The sequence below is a fragment of the Pseudomonadota bacterium genome (assembly GCA_018823285.1).
GTDB lineage: Bacteria > Desulfobacterota > Desulfobulbia > Desulfobulbales > JAGXFP01 > JAHJIQ01.
On the sequence record JAHJIQ010000019.1, the window covers coordinates 26,384 to 45,545 of the forward strand.

At 52.1% G+C, this 19,162-nt stretch carries 11 protein-coding genes; 2 read left to right on the forward strand and 9 right to left on the reverse strand.

Features of this window, described 5'->3' with window-relative positions; genetic code table 11:
• Window positions 1-198: 198 nt before the first annotated feature.
• On the forward strand, window positions 199-3,102 hold the full coding sequence (locus KKG35_06105) for an SUMF1/EgtB/PvdO family nonheme iron enzyme (protein MBU1737695.1): 2,904 nt from the start codon (window positions 199-201) through the stop codon (window positions 3,100-3,102).
• Here KKG35_06105 and aroB read toward each other — a convergent pair.
• From aroB to KKG35_06140, 7 genes are all read right to left on the reverse strand, one after another.
• Window positions 3,099-4,178 carry a 3-dehydroquinate synthase gene (aroB, locus tag KKG35_06110; protein MBU1737696.1) on the reverse strand — a complete coding sequence of 360 codons (1,080 nt, stop codon included), beginning with the start codon at window positions 4,176-4,178 and terminating at the stop codon, window positions 3,099-3,101. The two genes, KKG35_06105 and aroB, sit on opposite strands and share 4 nt — an antisense overlap.
• Window positions 4,179-4,632: 454 nt before the next feature.
• Entirely contained in the window at window positions 4,633-5,913 is a 1,281-nt protein-coding gene (gene sat, locus KKG35_06115) for a sulfate adenylyltransferase (protein ID MBU1737697.1), read from the reverse strand.
• 286 nt (window positions 5,914-6,199) lie between these two features.
• On the reverse strand, window positions 6,200-6,601 hold the full coding sequence (locus KKG35_06120) for a flagellar protein FlaG (GenBank protein ID MBU1737698.1): 402 nt from the start codon (window positions 6,599-6,601) through the stop codon (window positions 6,200-6,202).
• Between the two features lie 27 nt (window positions 6,602-6,628).
• Window positions 6,629-7,030: a hypothetical protein gene (locus tag KKG35_06125; protein MBU1737699.1), complete on the reverse strand. Its 402-nt coding sequence runs from the start codon at window positions 7,028-7,030 to the stop codon at window positions 6,629-6,631.
• A gap of 14 nt (window positions 7,031-7,044) precedes the next feature.
• Window positions 7,045-7,533, reverse strand: coding sequence for a flagellar export chaperone FliS (gene fliS, locus KKG35_06130; protein ID MBU1737700.1), 489 nt, complete (start codon window positions 7,531-7,533; stop codon window positions 7,045-7,047).
• 54 nt (window positions 7,534-7,587) lie between these two features.
• Window positions 7,588-9,027, reverse strand: coding sequence for a flagellar filament capping protein FliD (gene fliD, locus KKG35_06135; GenBank protein ID MBU1737701.1), 1,440 nt, complete (start codon window positions 9,025-9,027; stop codon window positions 7,588-7,590).
• Between the two features lie 958 nt (window positions 9,028-9,985).
• On the reverse strand, window positions 9,986-12,886 hold the full coding sequence (locus KKG35_06140; GenBank protein ID MBU1737702.1) for a flagellar protein FlaB: 2,901 nt from the start codon (window positions 12,884-12,886) through the stop codon (window positions 9,986-9,988).
• 554 nt (window positions 12,887-13,440) lie between these two features.
• On the opposite strand from KKG35_06140, the gene KKG35_06145 reads away from it, so the two are divergent.
• Window positions 13,441-16,326 (forward strand): DUF115 domain-containing protein, encoded by a 2,886-nt coding sequence (locus tag KKG35_06145; protein ID MBU1737703.1) that lies wholly within the window; start codon window positions 13,441-13,443, stop codon window positions 16,324-16,326.
• A gap of 74 nt (window positions 16,327-16,400) precedes the next feature.
• Here the strand turns inward: KKG35_06145 and KKG35_06150 are convergent, their stop codons facing one another.
• Both KKG35_06150 and KKG35_06155 read right to left on the reverse strand, forming a co-directional pair.
• Complete coding sequence (locus tag KKG35_06150) at window positions 16,401-17,297, reverse strand: class I SAM-dependent methyltransferase (protein MBU1737704.1); 897 nt, start codon at window positions 17,295-17,297, stop codon at window positions 16,401-16,403.
• A 379-nt stretch (window positions 17,298-17,676) separates the two neighbouring features.
• On the reverse strand, window positions 17,677-19,137 hold the full coding sequence (locus KKG35_06155) for a B12-binding domain-containing radical SAM protein (GenBank protein ID MBU1737705.1): 1,461 nt from the start codon (window positions 19,135-19,137) through the stop codon (window positions 17,677-17,679).
• Window positions 19,138-19,162: the final 25 nt, after the last annotated feature.

Below are 19,162 nucleotides of genomic sequence, written 5' to 3' on the forward strand. Positions count from 1 at the left end.
CTCCCAGAACTCATTCCACAACACACATTCCCAAAATCCTCTGTCGATAGACCTTGACAATTATCATACCTGAGTCTTTTCCCATGAAACCAGTAAAAACTTGGCCGGTCACCATCCGGCAACCCTCAAGTTTATAGCGGTTCGTCACGAAAGGTATTTTTAGGAGAACTGACCTTATCGAATGCTGTACAATAATCCATGCCCAACCTGGTCACAGTGGAGGGGATCAATGAAACCCTCACCCGCATCAACTATAAACCGGACACCCTGAAATTCCGGCTGCTTGAACTGGTCCGCTCATATTTCACCGATCAGGATTCGCTGAACACCCTCACCTCTATCCCCCCCGATGAGATCATCGGCCGACTCTGGCAGACCAGCAACCCTGCTGAAATGAAGGCCAGGCGGAAAAACCTGAGCGGCCTGAAGTCCTCAATCAACAAGGATCTGAAAAAACTTTCCGACTCAGGAGGGAACCCGGAAGGAATCGTCCTGAACCGGGACAATGTCTTTGCCGTTTCCGAGGAAAAGAAAAACCACCTGCTTCAGGAACTCGGAGTCACTCCCGGTTCTCTCAGCCCGATCCGGGATCTCTTCGCCTCGCTTAGAGAAATGGTTGCCGGAATGTCCGGCAATTCGGAGAGTGCTGATTTCCAGCAACTGCTTGCTGAGCTTGAAGAAACAAAAAAAACAATCCGCATGCTCGGCAAACTGCCGGATGATCAGGAACCGGGAGAAAATGCCGGTTCCTCTGAAAATGGGCCAGGGGCCGGGGCCAACGCCGCAGATGTAGCAGAAAGTGACACCCTGCCAAGTGGGGCAATAAACAATGGAGATGCAACCGGGACTCTAGCGGGAAATGGCGACGCGCTCCTTGACCTCATTGATGAAGAAGTAATTGAAGAGATTACCGATGATGAATTCGGCGAGATCGTCGACTACGAGATCCTAGAGGAGGAAGAAGAGCCGCTAGAGCGGAGCGGGTTTGAAGATCATCCGGAAATCCGGGAGAGCAGAGACCTGGAAGCGGGCTCCTTCGATTCTCCTGAGGATTCCGGGAAGGGCATCATTGAAGAAGACCCGGTTTCAAGCGCTTCAACGGCAATCGGGGAGGCCGGGGTTGAAGAAGAAATTGAAATTCTCATCGAGGACGATGTCGAGTTTGTTGATGATGCCCCGGTGGAAGAAATAATTGCCGAGTCCTCCACCGATTCCATTGTTGGTGAAGAAGTTCCTGCCGACATTGATCAGGAAGCAACTGATTCCGTACCGGAAGAGAAACCTGTCGACCATGATATCGTTACCGCTGAAGATGAGTTTGATGAAGACGAACTGCCCGAAGAGAAAGGTTCCGCCTCTGCTGCGGATTTTGACGATCATGGCCACGAGACAACCCTTCAACCGGGTGGGCGATTTGATCGGGGTATTCCACCCGGCGGCGGAACAGATGGAGATGCTGTCGGAGCAACAGACGCAGACCGTCCGGATGTTGGATATTCTGGATCCGCGACAGGAGCCACAACTCCTGGAGGTGTCTCCAGCAACGGTGATTCTGCGAAAGCCGGCGAGGAAGGCGCTGGCGACGAGATTGAGATTCTCACCGAGGATGATGTGGAGTTTGTCGACGACGAACCTGACCAGGATTTTGTCGATGAAATCATTGCGGAAGATATTGATGTCGTTACCCCCACAACTGAGAATCCTGGTGATTCTGGCCTGCTGAACAATACCCCTGAGGCAGTCGGATCTTCAGATACCGGCAGCGAAAACGCCGGCGATGAGATTGAGGTTCTCACTGAAGACGATGTTGAGTTTATCGACGACGAATCTGCTGATGAATTTATCGATGAAATCATTGAGAATGATATCGCCGACACCGTCATTGAGAAAGATGTCTTTGCGGACATAGCCGCTGAGACCATCGAAGATGAAACCCTTACCGAGGATGATGTTGAATTTGTCGATGAGGAATCCGAAGAGGCAGTAATTGACGCAGACTTCACAGACACTGTCATTGAGGAAGAGCTTGCCGGGGATGACACCGAAATAATCGAAGCCGAAGGTTCAGACAATGAACTGGTCCAGGACGAACTCCCTCAACTTGAAGATCTTGAAAATATCGAACCTGTTGAATACGTAACGGAAATCCTGGACGAGGATGAGATTGAGCTGGTCGCTTACGAAGACGATACTGCAAGCGACCACAAACCCACACCGAAACGAAGGCTTCTCGAAGTGCTATCCGATTATCTGGAACCGGAACAGGCTCTTCAGGAAACCGACATCCTTTCGGAGGAACAGGAAGAGTATATCTCGCAGATTCTCAGGCGTTTCACACCCGCCTTTGTCAGAGTCCAGAAAGGGAATTATCAGGTCGGCACACCTCTCGCCACGCCATCGGAACACCCGGCCAGGAATGTTCTCCTCGAATCGTTCCATATCGGCCAGTACCCGGTCACCAATGATCTTTTTGAATTGTTCGTGAGAGACACGGGCTACCAGACAGAAGCGGAAAAGCAGGGCTTCGGACTCGTCTACGAAGGCCAGTTCTCATCCGGCAGAGACCAGGCAAGCGGCAGAAAGGTATTCACTATCAGAAGAGGCGCCACCGCCAACCGTGTGGAAGGCGCAAGCTGGAGAGATCCCTCCGGGCCGGGGCATGGTGCGCTGTCCGGCAAGCACAATCACCCGGTAGTCCAGGTAAGTTTCAAGGATGCGCTGGCCTTTGCCGCCTGGGCCGGGAAACGCTTGCCATCCGAGGAAGAATGGGAAGCCGCCGCAAGAGGGACAACAAACCACCCCTACCCATGGGGTCGCGAATGGCGTGACTCGCTTGGCAATTTCAGTTCATCCCACCTCGGCGGGACATGTCCTGTTGACCATAACGGCCGGGAGGGGGCAAGCCCTTTCGGCATCTGTGACCTGCTGGGAAATGTATACGAGTGGACCTCGACGATCCATAATCCGGCAAAAGGCAGAAGCCAGCCGATGTATATCCTGAAGGGCGGATGCTGGACCTCGACCGGCAGGATCACCATAAGCCAACGGTTGATCGAACCGAACACCTGGTCCAATACCATCGGGTTCCGCTGCGCGGTTTAAGAGAGCCCCACAGCTTTGTCGATCAGGGCATCGGACACATCATCGGTGATGATTACCTTCCCGATTCCGGTCGGGAGCACGAAGAACGTCCTGCCGCCGACTGTTTTCTTATCCGTTTTCAGGTACCCCCTGATCTCTCTGCAATCGTAGCCGTCCGGGATGGCTACCGGTAACCCGTATGCGGAGAGCAGGTCACGGACCTTTGCCGCATCTGCTGCGGTAAAGATATTCTTCCCGACAGCCAGTTGATTTACGGCCACCATGCCGATCGCCACCGCCAGACCGTGATCCAGTTTATACCCTGACGCAGCTTCGACCGCATGGCCGATGGTGTGCCCGTAATTCAGAATCCGGCGCAGATCTGATTCACGTTCGTCGGACGCAACCACTTCAGCTTTGATCTCACAGCTTCTGGCCACGATCTTCTCAATTGCGGTTAGGTCAAGATCAAGGATCGCCTGACGATTTTCATCGAGATAGGAAAAGAAAGCGGCATCCCAGATGACCCCGTATTTGATGACCTCGGCCAGCCCGTTCAGCAATTCAGAGGGCGGGAGGGTTGTTAAAACATCCAGGTCAATGTAAACACATTTCGGCTGGTAGAAGGCCCCGACCAGATTCTTCCCTTCCGGAATATCGACCCCGGTTTTTCCTCCCACCGAACTGTCCACCTGCGCGAGCAGCGTAGTCGGCACCTGAACGAAAGGAACTCCTCTCATATAGGCAGAGGCCAGAAAACCGGTGATATCGCCGGTCACCCCGCCTCCCAGGGCGATGAGCCCGTCCTTGCGGTCAACGCCCAGGCGGGCTAAAGAACTGGCAAGCTCAGCGACGGTATTCAGATTTTTACTGGCTTCGCCCCGGGGAAAAGTGACCAGGTCATACGAAAGTCCTGCCCGGGTGAGGGACTCTCCCAACTGATCTCCGTACAGAGTTGCCACATGGTTATCAGAAACAACAACAAATCGTTTGGCAATATTCCTGGCTTTCAGATCTGTTCCAACTCCCGCCAGAAGCCCTTCCTTTATAATTATCGGGTACGACCTGTCGCCCAGACCCACTGTTAACTTACGCATGCATCACCATTGTTATTCACTCAACTTTCTGAGTTAGGTTAATCTCCCGATAAAGCTGAGTTGAGCAGCTGGGCTGCTCGTATGAAACTTATACCCGTAGGGTGAAATTAAGGGATTTTGGCGATTTTTTCGTGCCTGTATCCCGCAAGAAGTCAGAAGCCAGGAGTCAGAAGCCAGGAGAAAAGCTTAAATAATCAGTCATTCTGGCTCCTGACTTCTGGATTCTGGATTCCAAACCATGGAATGCAGCCATGACTTGGGGGCATTTTATGACAGCAAACCAACATCTTAAGGCAAGTCAGAAAGTTGAGTTATTCATCTCTTTCCCGGAGCGCCATTTCAACCACCCCCAGGATGTCGAGATAAAGAGCCTGCAGGGGGCGATAAAAAAAGGGGATGCCGGTCACTCGGCATCCCCTTATGCTTTCAGATTGAAAACTTTGCCGACGGCAAATTATTTCATTACTGCTCCGGAAGCGGCGCCCTGCATCTTGACCTCAACTTTCTCGGTCAGACCGGCATAGTACTCACGGAGGATAACCAGAACTTCCTCACGACCGAAGTGATCAACAACCTCGGCGCCTTCGGAAAGTGCTTTACGCAGTTTGGTTCCGGAAAGAATAACGCGATCTTCCTTGGTATGCGGGCAGGTACGAAGAGAAGCCATACCATCACACTTGTGGCAGTAGAAGGTCCAGTCAATCTTCAGCGGCATGCACAGCAGGTCCTGACCGGCTTTGCCAGTGGTAGGAACTTTGTCGAAAATGGTCTGTGCTTCGAAAAGACCGTAGAAGTCACCAACACCGGCATGATCACGACCGATGATCATCTTGGTGATCCCGTAGTTCTGACGGAAGGTGGCGTGCAGCAGGGCCTCACGAGGACCGGCATAACGCATATCCAACGGGTAACCTGCCTGGATGACATTGTCTTTGACGAAGTAATGCTCAACCAGACAATCGATCGCTTTCACGCGAACGTTGGCAGGAATATCGCCTTTTTTCAGATTACCGATCAGGGAGTGGATCAGAACGCCGTCACAAACCTCAATGGCAATCTTGGCCAGGAACTCATGAGAACGATGCATCGGGTTACGAAGCTGAAGGGCAGCGATGTCTGACCAGCCGCGCTCTTCGAACATGGCACGGGTCTCAGCCGGGGTCAGGTAGACGCCCTTGTACTCGGCCGGGTATTCGCCCTCGGAGAGAACTTTCACGGTACCGGCCAGGTTGACATCTTTCTGGGCCATAACCATCTGGACGCCGGGATGATCCTTCAGCGCGATATCCCAGAATTTGTCATCTGCAGATTCTTCGCCTTCGCCCTTGAAAACTTTCTCACACTCCCATTTCTTTTCGGCCTCGGTCATCTCATACTTCTCGGAGACCTTCATGGTGGCATAGATCACGCCGTCACGCTCCAGAGCGATCTCGTCACCGACTTTGATCCCATCGGCATCTTTTTTGGTGACGTCCAGGGTGATCGGCAGAGGCCAGAAGGTACCATCGGCCAACTGGAATTTCTCACAAACGCTCTTCCAGTCAGCTTTCTTCATGAAACCATCAAGCGGAGAGAAACCGCCGATACCCATCATGATCACGTCGCCTTTGGCGCGAGCGCTGATCTGGATCTTCTTCATTCCTTTCGCTTTCTCCTGCTCTGCAACCAGCTCATTGCCATGCAGTTTGCAGCAAACCAATCCTTTTCCGCCATGAGGGGCTACTAACTTGGACATTTTACATCTCCTTGTTGAATTTTATGTAAATAAATGAATAGAGCTTCAGAAAATGAAGTTATCCTTATAAAGACGGTCGAAGAAATTGTCAAGGAAAAATTCCGGAGTTCAGGGCAGGATATTTGAACGGAAATTCAAATTGTTTAGGGATGTCTACATCCGCTCAGAATTGCCATGCAAACGAAGATATGCCTTGGTCTGGGCAGAAGACCCCCCAGGCCCCGGCATATCAATTTGGAGTGAGTATTCGGATCCCGGAATTACCGGGTTAGACATGTTCCATCAATCAGATGGTGTCCTCGAAAAGGAGCCCGGCAAGTTCGTCAAGTTTCTGGCGAAGCTTGACAATTTCCTCGGAAGGAAACTGCTTGACCAGCTCACCGCTTTCCCGGTCGGTAATCCTGACCAGGATGTCCTCCGTTTCCTTGTGGAGGCTCAGTCCCAGCCGGTTGCCCATCTGGGCCAGATGTTCCTCGATGACCTCGACCGCCTTGCCCAGTTCCTCCCTGGTCATCGGCTTTTCCTTCTCCTGCCCACCATGCAACGACTTTTCATCCAGAGCCGTCCGGGACGAATCGGCGCTGTTCTGCACCGGCGCCACCTGAGGCCGGTTCCGGTCTTCGATCTCCACGGCCGGAGAAACCGGAACACCGACAACCTTGACATCGGTATTTGTGTTAATGTCCATAACAACCTCCACTTTTGAAAATCATCCCTACCCTCTATTGCTCATAAATCTCGCATCAGGAGCTTTCCCGCGCCTGACACTGTATCCTTTCAGGGCCGCCTTTCCTTTACGCAGATCACCGAGTTTGCCTGCCACAGTATTCCGGCAATCACCCGCCGCCTCATCAAGGGCCTTCCCGACCTTCAACTGCAACTCAATTCTCTTTTGCAGCTCTTTCAGAAAGTTCATTTCACCTGATATGCCGGGATCAGCAGCGACTTTTTCCAGGCACGCTTTCAGACGCAGAAAAGCCCTTTCCCGATCTTCATGTAAAAACATCAAATCGCTTAAATCACCACTCTTCAACGTCTCAAGCTGTTTAAGCTGCAAAGATTCGAAATCCGTACAGGCGCTGTCCAGCTCCAGATCCAGTTCATGGAAATTATCCATACGAGAACCAACTCCTAGATTGAAAAAGACAACTTCCGGGACGATGACTCCGGAGCAAACCCTTTCTCCTTACCCGGGATAGAACGCAAATTTTCCCCCTTGTTTTTACTCCTGCACTCCAGACCGTTTTCCACCATGGCGGTCTGCTCCCACACCTCCTTAAGCTTTTCGATATATTCGCGGGATCTTTGCAGAATTCGGGTATCGTTATTCACTGAAACCTTCGGCAGCTCGACCAGAATGGCCTCGTAAAGACCGCGCAGGAAAAGCGCCGCCTCCGATTTGTCATCCCGGCTTACGGAACCGTTCAGTTCTGAAATGATCGCCACCGCCTTCCCAAGATTCTCACCCCTCTTTCGGGGACTGTTCTCCCTGATCCCCTCTTCGGCATGATCAAGATGGATCAACACCCTTTCAAAAAGCATGTGAATCAGTTTCACCGGATGGATTTTGGTCTGGGATTCCAGATGTCCGTAGATGTCGCGCGCCTGGTTGGGAACCATTTCTGCCTCCTGATTGAGTTTGGTGATACTTAAGTCGTTACAATTGCCATCCGGTTATTTCTTCGCACTTCCGGTCAACATATTCGAGATGCTGTCAAACTGGCTGGTGAGATAGTCGGATATCGACGTCATCTGATTCATATATCGGTCCAATTCGATAAATTGTTTAGTCAATAATTCATATCTTTTATCAAGTCGGGCGGTATCGTTTTCAATCTGCAGTTCCAGATCATCGATTCTTACCTGGGAGGCGGATTTTTCCGCCTCCACCTGACCGGTGGCGAGGGTGTATTCACGGAGGCGATCGTTGATCAAGTCGGCCAGGCCGGTCACGTTCGCGTCCTCGTCCCCGAGGAAAAAGGCCTTGACCCCTTCAGGCTTTTCGCCCCAGGCTGCCTTCAGGGTGGTCTGGTTGATGGTGACCGTACCGTCACGGTTAAATTCAAAGCCGAGATCGACAAAGGAATAGATATTCTTGTCGGTGGTGGTAAATGAACCGTCGCTATCATTATAAACGCGGGTGATCAGATCTTCGCTGCCGGAGAAGGTGGCAATCATCATGGTCTGCAGTTCAAACGGCAGATTCTGAAGGGTGGTATGCATCAACGGCCCGAAAGCGCCTGTTTCCTCATCATAGGAACTGTTGCTCCTGACCTCCTGGACGATTTCATTGTAGGAGTCAACCAGAGCGGTGATCGACTCCAGCACCGCGTCATCGTTGCTGCCGATGCTGACCGTTGAAGTCCCGACCCCGTTCAGGGTCATGGTCACCCCGGAAATGGTATCGCTGAAGGTATTGGTTTGCCGCTGGTAGTCGATGTTGTCGATCCTGAACTCGGCATTAAGGGAATCGGCCGCCGCGCCTTCCTGCTCGGTCATGGCCAGGTCCGGCAGCCAGGCGATGGCCTCGATCCGGTTGTCCTCGCCCGGGCTGTCTGCCTGCAGGAACAAACGGTACGGGGTGTCCGGGTCGCCGTCATTGATGAGCGAGGCGGTCACTCCCGGATTATCGGCATCGTCGTTAATCAGGTCGACCAGCCCGGAGAGGGTGGTCCCATCGGGCACCGTGACCACAATCGAATCGTCACCAACCTTATAGCTGAAGGCCTGGTCGCTGCCCTGGGAATTCACACTGCCGGTAGTTTCGGCCAATCCTGCAGACAACCAGGAACTCCTGGAGGCCAGATCAACAACCTCCAGGGAAACACTTTGCACGGTCGCACCATCCGCCACCTGGACCGAGACGACATCTTCATCCGAGCTGGAGACGGAACGCTGAATAAATGTGCCGGCCAGGGAAAGATTGAGGGCGTTGCTTTTCATATCGAGGAGCTTGTTCTTGACTACGGTGAACTCCTCAAGCTGTGCCTCCAGGGTGGTAATTTTTTCCCGTTTCTGATCGACAACCTGGGTATCCACTTCCCGCAACTGGTCGATAATCCCGTTCAGATCCAGCCCGGAGCCGACTCCGAGAGTGCTTATATTTCCAGCCATGCCTTGATTTCCTCCTGCACCGGAAGTCCGTCTCCCGCCGTGGGCCGCCTTGCTTTCCGAACCTATTCAAGGAACGCCACCCGCGACTGAAACACACTTCAGTTCATACCTATTTATCGTCACCCGCTGAATTTTCTTGAGAGATTTGTTGACGGAAGCCCCATTTCTCCCGCGAAAATCATTTGCAATTTTTGCGCCCGGCAATTCCCTGAGACGATTTTTAATTTTTATGATTACCACTAAAACTCAGCCAGTTTGCTGGTCAACAAGATAAGTGGTTGATATTATTGGTTTACAGAAATATCGGTGTTGAGTGGGACTTCATATGAACCATCCTTCGACAAGCTCAGGATGAGCGGTATACATAGCAACTCAACTTTCTGACTTGCCTAAGATATTGGTTTGCTGTCATAAAATAATCCCAAGCCATGGTGGCATTCCATGATTAGAAGCCAGAATCCAGAAGCCAGAAGCCAGAATGACTGATTTTTTCACCCTTCGGATATAAGTTTCGTAAGAGCAGACCAGCTGCTCAACTCAACTTTAAGCTATTCTCCTGGCTTCTGACTCCTGGCTTCTGCCTTCTTGTGGAAAACAGGCACGAAAAAATCGCCAAAACCCCTTTATTTCACCCTACGGGTATAAGTTTCATACGAGCAGGCTAGCTGCTCAACTCAGCTTTATCGGGAGATTAACTTTACTCAGAAAGTTGAGATAATAATTCCGTTCATCCTGAGCCTGTCGAAGGATGAGCTTGTCGAAGAGTCATTGGCTGAAATTGGAATGACACCCTTGGAGTTTATCCATGATGTCTTTGTGTATGTGATAAATATTCACAATGCAGAATATGTTTTTATTTATATGAAGATTTCAAACAAAAAAAAGGGGCTGCGGACCCTCGTCCGCAACCCCGATTTTACAACGCTGCAAGTTCTAAAAGAACCGCAGGTTTTTCAGATTAGCCCTGGAGTAATGACAGGACGCTCTGGGCACTGGCGTTGGCTTGCGCCATAGCAAAAGAGCTCGCCTGAGTCAGAATCTGCATTTTTGAGAAAGTGGCTGCTTCCTCGGCGAAGTCAACGTCACGGATTGAAGATTCCGCAGCAAAAACGTTTACTCTGGTAACCGAGATATTGGCAACCGTCGAGGTCAGCTGATTCTGGATGGAACCAAGATCGGCCCTGACTTTGTCAAGGTCTTTCAGGGCTGCATCGGCAACAGCGATCGCAGTCTGGGCGCCGGCCTGGGTCAGAACGTTCACCTCGGACAGCCTGTTCATTACCGAAGAACCGACCGTTCCCAGCGAAGTCCCGGCGCCTGCACTGTTTGCCGCAAGAATGGTTCCGGCGGCGAGAACGCTTCCGGACTCAAGATTCTGGGCATTGGTGATGCTGCTCAGGTTGGTCGCCAGGGTCACATTAGCGGTAAGGGTATCACCGGCGTTGTATGTAACACCGTCGGTTCCGGTAATATTGTTGGTCAACACCGTGTCTTTGGCAAAAACAGTGCCGGCCGCAATGGTGGAGCCGGCGGCAACGTTCATCCGTGATCCGGGGGCAACGGTTTCAGCGTTCGCCAAAGTAATATTGGCGCCGAATGAAGAACCGGTGGCCAGAGCGGTGTTGGCGCCGAGAACGGAACCGGTAAGGACCGTCTGGCTGTTGGTCAGCACCGCATCAGCAGTCAGAACGATATCGTGGTTCGCCGCGCTGGAGCCTGCACCCAGAACACTGTTGACTACCACAGTGGACCCGGAAGCAAGAACCATCGCCGCTGTCAGGGTTGAAGCCGCATAAAGAGTGATATCATCATTTGCGGCAACGGACTCGGCAGCCAGGGTGGTGCCGTCGATAAGAGTCGATCCTGCTCCGGCAATCGAGTTGGCGGTGGTGACATTGGTTCCGGTTGTGGTGATATCGTCGTTGGCTGCATAAGTATTGATCAGCCTTGAGTTGACGATGATCGTTGAACCCGAGGTCAAGGTCATGTTGCCGCCGCTGACGGTCAGATCCCTGTTTGTCGTCAGATCCTGGTTCCTTGAAAATGTTCCGGTTGTCAGTGTGGTATTCGCCGCCAGGTCGGTATTGCCGACTGTATTCACATCACCAGCCAGGGTAATATTGGAGGTCGTCGCACCGCTTGCCACTGCGCCCGAAAAAGACAGCGTCCAGGTTCCGACCCCGGAAGTGACAACACCGCAGCCGACACTTGCCACAACAGCCTGGATATCGGCAAGGCTATAGAATACAGTACCGCTGATAATGTTGGACGCCGACACCAGCGTCGATCCGGCGCCAATTGTTCCTGAACCGAAAGTCTCGGCACCCACCCGGGCCGTTCCCTGAATAACCGTTCCACAGTTCAAAACAGCACCACTGATCAGCAGAGAACCGCTGCCAACCCGAACATCACCTGTGGTGCCTGCAAGTGCCGCTACAGTCACTGCAGTTGCAACGGTTGAACCTGAGTCAAATACGGTCCCGGCGAGCAAGGTAGAACCCTCCGCGATCACGATCGCACCGTTGGAAGCGGCTATACCACTGACCACCATATCCGAGGTAATAGAGGTTCCTGAACTCAATACCGTTCCTGCGCCAAGCACAGAGCCGGTACCCGCTACAATCTGACCTGCAGCGGCCAGAGCGGCAATCGTTACCGCGTTATTGATTGCGGTTCCGGAGTTCAGGGTTGTCCCGGTAGTCATGGTTGAACCGGCAGCCAGGACCGAGGTGTTGGTCGTGGTCGTGTTGGCATTGATTTCCAGCGGATTCACGGTCGCAATAGCGAGTCCTGAGCTGCCGCCGTTGGAGACCTGAACTTCCGCAGCGCTCGTCTGGTTCAACTGGATGACCCCAAGGGTGGTCATGTTGGTCTGACCCATGATCGCATTGGTCCCGGTATTGGTTCCGGAGGTGATGCTGGTCCCGGTGAGCTGAATGGCCCGGTCATCAGTTGAGGTCAGTTTCAGCTTCCCTTCATTGTCGACACTGGCCAGAATACCGTGCTCGGAGGTTTTCTGGTTGATGGATTTGACCAGAGCGCCGTCGCTGTCGTTGTTCTGGACATTGATCGCACCGATGGTAACTCCGTTGATCGCGAAGTCGCTGTCGGTGGTGCCGGCAATAACACCAACAGCAGTGGTTGACTCGACAACCGCTGTGGCGGAAACACCGAGAACATCACTGAGCTTGTTGATGGAATCGGTGATCGCGCCGACGCTGTCTTCACGACTGTTGCTGTACTGCAGATCAACCGCATTCAGCGAAAATGTCGCGTCCTGCAGGTTGCTGTAGAACGAAAGCTCGGCCGTTCCGACACCTGAGAAGGTCAGGTTCGAGGTATTGACATGCCCGATCTTGGTTGATTCGGCAGAAGCGATGGAAATACTGACCGTTTCCTGGGAATAGGCGCCAACCTGGAAAGCCTTGTTGGTGAAATTTCCGGAAAGGAGCTTCTGGTTGTTGAATGCAGTGGTTTTGGCAATGATATCAAGCTCTTCCAACAGCTTGTTGATATCGGACTGGATTGCCTTTCTGGACTCGGTCGTCTGCCCGTCCTGGGCGGCCTGAATCGATTTGGTTTTGACCGTGTTGACGATGTTGATGGACTCCTGCAGAGCGCCATCAGCCGTCTGCACCATTGAAATACCGTCGTTGGCATTTCGAATGGCCTGGCCAAGACCCAGGGCCTGAGACCGGAGTGAGTCGGCAATTGCCATACCGGCTGCATCATCAGCGGCCTTGTTGATCCGCAGACCTGAAGATAATTTTTCAAGTGATGCTGAAAGATCGTTGTCATTCTTGATCATGTTTTTGTGGGCGCTCAGCGCTGCCACATTGGTATTGATACGTAATGCCATGGGATTTCCTCCGTCCATGTAGGTTTTTAAGAGGGATTCCGTTCCCTCAGGATGCTTGAAACTCTTTACTTACTTTTACTGCCAAATGCCTCTATTCCGCCTCTCACCTCCTTACGCGCGGCACCATTAAGATTTTCCGTGAAACGTTTTTCTACTCATCTATATCCCGTATCGGCCCGGGGAATGTTTCCTTGAGAGTTTTTTTCACCGCATCGAAAAATATTTTGAAGAAGACCAAAAACCTGGACATCAACTACACCAACAAGACAGGCGGACTGGCGCAAACTCCCTGGAAACCATCCCAGTTTCCTCAGCTGAATTCCCCACCATCTGCAAAAAAAAGGACGATCCCACCCAACCTGCAGCAGTAGGCAAAATTTTCCTTTTCCAATCCGGGAAAACGTCCGATGAGTTTTCTGATAACAGGGCCAACCCGCCCGAACAGATGGAAACAAAGCAGCGCTTTCAATTCCTTTGAAACTGGCACACTACTTGCTTTTCTGTGATCCGGACAACCCGGTGACCCATTACCTTCAGATATAAGGAGCCCTCTCATGCCGGCAACCGCCAACCACCCCGGATACTACGACAAGAACATCAGACTGCTGAAAAAGCACCAGCCTCAAGCGTGGGAGGCGATGCATGACTTCACCCCGGATACTGTTCATGACGTCTACATCACCGGGCACGGCAATACCAATCTGCGGGTCATCGGGCCGGAAGATCAACTCATCACCATGCACCAGAATCCTGAATCCGGGTCGCCGGATGACAACTTTCTTGAATATATCCCGGAAAACTCAACAGGATTTGTCTGCATCCTCGGCATGGGCCTTGGCCACGGACCTCTTGCAGTAGCGAGAAATCGGCAACAGGTACAGGGAATCGCAGTCTTCGAACTCGATCCCGGGATTTTCCACACCGCCCTGCACCACACCGATCTTGCCGATCTTCTTTCCGATCCCAGGCTGTTGTTGTCTGTATCCGCCAAACCGGACATCACCAGAACACTATCAGCGGGGAAAAGCATTCTGATGCTCGAAAGCATCCACACCCTGAGGCATCTCCCATCATTTATCTACAATAAAGACTACGAAAAAGTGAAAGATCAGGTATTTGATTTTGTAAACGGTTTGAATGTCGGCGGCAACACGAGCCTCCACTATGGAGAAACCTTTATCACGAACCGCTTTAAAAATATCGAGACAATCCACCACAACTATCTGCTCGAAAAACTCCGGGACCGTTTTCGGGACACTCCGGCATTTCTTGTTGCCGGAGGGCCCTCTTTGGACGGGAATATCCATCACCTCGTAAAAGTGCAGGGGAAAGGGATCATCCTTGCGGTCGACTCTGTACTCCCGACCTTGCTGGAACATGGCATAACTCCTGATTTTGTCACCGCCATCGACCCCCAGAACCTTGCTTTTGAAAAATTCGCGCCCGTCATGAATCGCAAGGAAACTCATGACATCTCCCTTATCTGTACGCCATGGGTCTCCAGTAAGGTTCCCAGGATTTTTCCTGCAGGAAAAACATTCTGGGCGTTTTCCGCCAACCCCATGGAAGCCTGGCTCAACAAAATCGTGAGAGGCAGTCTTCTTACGGGTGGAGCGGCAACCGTCGCCCATCTGAACATGCAGGCAGCCATATTCATGGGCTGCTCGCCGATCATCTTTGTCGGCCAAGACCTGGCATATCCGGGCAAAAAAGATCACGCCAGGGGAACTGTTCTCACCCACAAAGACAGTGTGGACAGGCTTTTAAACAGTAACAACAACCCTGATCTCATTTGGGCCGACAGTACCAACGGAGAGAAGATTCCTACCAACCGGTCCCTCTTTTTTATGAAAAAACATTTCGAGGAGATGATTCGAAATTCTCCCGGCACCTATATAAATGCCAGTGAAGGCGGGATCAATATCGAGGGAACGACGCCTCTTTCGCTGAACGAATCCATTAACCGCTACTGCACGGAAAACAAGAACATTCATGCCCGTATTCACTCTGCAGAGATTGAGTCCTCACACCCGGATCCGGCCGATCTCATTGAAGAATTCACCACCCTGTCAACGGTTGTCAAAGAGGTGAAAAGACTCATCGATTCCACCTCGAAATCAACAAAGATCGTTCTCCGCGAAATCCGGAAGCGGACAATAAACGGCAAAAAAGCCCGGTCCATCAGCGACCTCCCGAAGCAACTCCAGAGCAGGATTGGCAACATCAACAACGGTCACCGTGAACTGGACCGAAAGCAGATCTGGCATATCCTGAGCGAAGCGACACTTGCGACAAAACGTGATACCGACCGGCTCAGGCTGGAGGTCAGGAGACTGGAAGGGAAACCGGACGGATATATTCAGTGGCTTGCCAAAAGTCTCCAGCTTCTTGAAGAAATAAACTCTGAACGGATTCGTGTCTTGAACTTACTCGAAGGCCACATCCTGCCAATAATCGAGTTCATGAAAAGGGAACAGAAACTCATAAAGAGTCCGAAATCGAAAACCAGCCTGCTGGAATTGGCGCGACTGTATTTCCGGGAAAAGCACCTCTCCCTTCTTGAAAAGACCCTGAACCATATGATTCCGGATACTGAAGCCTCGGCCGAAGTCCATTTCTATCGCGGCATAATTGCGGCCCTCCGGACCGACCATGGCACAGCGGATGAGCATTTCAGCCAGGCAATAGCGCAGGATATCGCCTATCAAGAAAAGATTCGGGATTTCAGGGTAGGTCTGGCCGAAGAATACCGGGCGTTCCGCACCAACACCATTATCGACTCAAGCGCCAAAAGAAAAATGCTTCTTAAAGGCTTACGCTACTGTCCAGACTATCAGCCGATCATTGAAGACCTGCGAAACCAGGCAAAAGAGGGGGCCGGGGAAATCATGCAGCAGATGCAGAACCCCGGCAAGGTCGAGATCGGCAGCAGCAACCTTCAGGCATGGATTAAAGACATCGAGGAAAGCCGCGATCTCCAGAACGCGCTCCGCCCTGAGAATATTGCAGCATTCTACAAAATGCTTGCCGGTCTGCAGCTCCGGGACAACGATATCCCGGGGATCATTGAATCATACAGCCGCATCCTCTCGCTCACCCCGGATGATGCCGAGGCGCATCTCCAGATCACCGATATCCTGTTTAAAATCGGTGAGTATTCCCAGGGGGTAAAACACCTGACCAGGGCGATCGAACTGGACAAATCGAATGCCGTCCATTGGGAGAGCATCGGCGACAAACTGTTTGACACCGGGCAGTTCAACGAAGCGATCTTCGCCTACGAGCAATGTTTCATGGCCCTGCCAAAAAACACCACCCTGCTCAAAAAAATCGGCGACTGCTACATCGCCATGGACCAGCCGGAGGCCGCGAAGGAAGCGTATCTGGCGTTAAAAAAGGTCCTGACCGGAGAAAAGGCAACCCTTCCGACAATCCAGTAAATCTCCCGGCCAAAACTGAAAAAGCCCCGAGAGTTATTGCTCCCGGGGCTTTTTTTATATTTTTTTTTCGTCGGTTATGACTGTCGAGACACACTCATCACCAGAGTGTCGCATTTTCCCGCTGCGGCCAGTTGCTTCTCATAAGCGGCCTGCAGCTCCGGAGAATCGAGAAAACCCCATTCCTTGTGCCCGCCCGGCTTGCCTTTGGCCAGCCAGTAGAGATGATTGCTTATAGGATAGCGCTGCACCTGTTTTATGTAATTCAGCTTAATCCCGGCCTGCCCGACCAGCAGTTCCAGGGTTTTGACCGTAAACAGGTACAGGTGACAGCTCCAGTAGGTGAAATGGGAAAACGATTCGCATTCGTAAAGGGAGAGGAGCGCATCATCGGCATGAGGGACTTCAATGATCAGCTCCCCTTTGTCCGTCAACAGCTCCGCAAGACAAGACAACATGCTTTTCGGATCGGGCAGATGCTCCAGTACATGAAACATGGTAATGACATCGAACCGCAAACCTTCAGCACCTTTGGCAATCGCTTCAACATTCTCGAACACCGCAAGGTCATTGACCCGGAAATATTGCTGCAGCCGCCTTTCAAGCTCGACCCCATAGACTTTTTCGGCAACGGACCGGGCCCGCAGCAGAAACCCGCCGGTCCCGCAACCGAAATCAAGAATCGACTTGCCCTTCAGAGAAGACTGCAGGGCACGAAACCGTCTCTCATCATCATCTTTGGTCTGGGCGATCCATTGCCCGATATCGAGGGGCTCTTCGCCATGCATTCCGGAATCTTCATAAAACTCCCCGACCGCATGATCGAAGGAAGAAAGAAATACCAGCCCGCATTCCTTACATTCATAGACGTCGAGATCAGGATTGTCCCGCACGCTGCCCGGCCGGATCCGGCAATCTCCGCATCCGCACAAGTAGCAGGCAGGTTCTTTATGAAGTTTTTCGGCGGCAAACATTACAGTATCCGATTTCCAGTTTCCTGAATCCGTGAGCGTTCGAGAGCGGTGCAGATGCAAGGCGACGACGATGTTGATAATACATATGGTATATCAACGAGTCGGCAACGAAGCAGATGTGCCGCTCTCGAACGCCCCGCAGGGCGGCGAGTGAATATCCACCTCCGCAACGAAATAAAAATTTCCGGCATATTTACAACCACCTGTGATGATTGATCGCGCAAAGCCGTCACGGATTCAGGAGTTTATGTTCGCGACCGGGAGGTCGCTCCTACAGACCAATAGACATCTTCCCTTGGTGGGAGCGGCCTCCCGGCCGCGAATGCCGAAAAGCGCATAAATCTTTCATCAAGGATTACTGGCATGCATTTCCCGCGGATCAGACGGCTTTTTTAAATTTCTTGCTTTCGAAATGCCGGGCGCCCCGGAACTTTACCTCGCCCTTGAAGTACAGATTCTCGAACCTTTCGATCATCCGCCGGGCCTCTACCAGATCACCGCTGGTATGATTGTAATAATCGAGGATCAGCTCCCGGTTGGCCTTGAGCAGCATTTTATAGAATTCCTGATCCGGGATGGAAGTGAAGTTGACCGTTAAAAGGTCGGAGTTTCTGAATTTTTCGAAAAAGTCCTCCGGCCCCTTCAGAAGTCCCTTGGCGATTGCGTACTCATATAATTCACAACCGGGAAACGGGGTGATCGGCCTGATCGTCCGCAACTCATTGTAACTCTGGAATTTCTTGATGAAATCAACACTCTTCTGCAGGGTCTCCGCGTTGTCGCTCATGATCCCCCAGATGAAGTTGATGCCCATCGGCACTCCGTGCTTCTTCATCAGGGTGGCGGTAGTGAAGTTGTCGGTCACGGTGGTGTTCTTCTTGAAATCATCGAGGCATTCCTGGGTGACCGACTCGAAACCGACGTTCACGTAGCAGCAGCCCGAGTTCTTCAGCAACGTCGCCAGCTCATCGGTGGCGATGTTCGCCCTGATCCCGGCGTTGATATTGTATTTGATCCTGCCGAGCAGACCGTATTCTTCTAGCCCGGCCACGAATTCGCGGAGCCTGGCAACGCTTGCGATAAACACCTCGTCCTGGATGGCAAAGTAGGTGACGCCGTACTCTTCATACAGCCGCTTCATCTCGGTCAGGACATTGTCGATGCTCCGGAAGCGCACCCCCTTCTCCATCCGATAGCAGAAGGTGCAGCGGTTCACACAACCCCGGCCGGTCAGAATCTGGATCGCCTTTTCGTCGTCGTCCTGCAGATGGTACTGCATATTGGTGGTGTAGATCTCCATCGGGAACAGGTCCCAGGCGGGAAAAGGGATCTCATCGATTTTCATGATCGGTTTCCGGCGATCATTCACGTGGATAGCGCCATCCCCATCCTTGAAGACGATCCCCCGGACATCGGCAAGATCGCCGCCCTCGACAATGGTTTCAAGCAGATCAACCATGGTCGCTTCCGCCTCACCAATCGCAACGATATCGGCAGCCGAATTCGCCAGCACATATTCCGGTTCGGAAGAAGGGCCGTGCCCGCCGAAGATGATCTTCGCGCCGTTCCGGTAGCGGTCCACCGTTTCGCAAAGGCCGACCACGGTCTCCTTGAATCTTGCCGCCAGAAAGCCGATTCCGATCAAATCGTACTTCTGATTGACCAGATATTTTTCGGCCAACTCCTCGTTGGTGTAGTGATAGATATCCTGACAGCAGACCGTCACCTCGGCGCCATGCTGCCGGAGCACGGCAGCCATATAGGCAACACCGAGCGGGAACTGGTTGTCCTCTTGATACACATCATGAACGATAAACAACACCTTGCCTTTACGTTTCATACCTTCTCCTTCATACGGATATTAA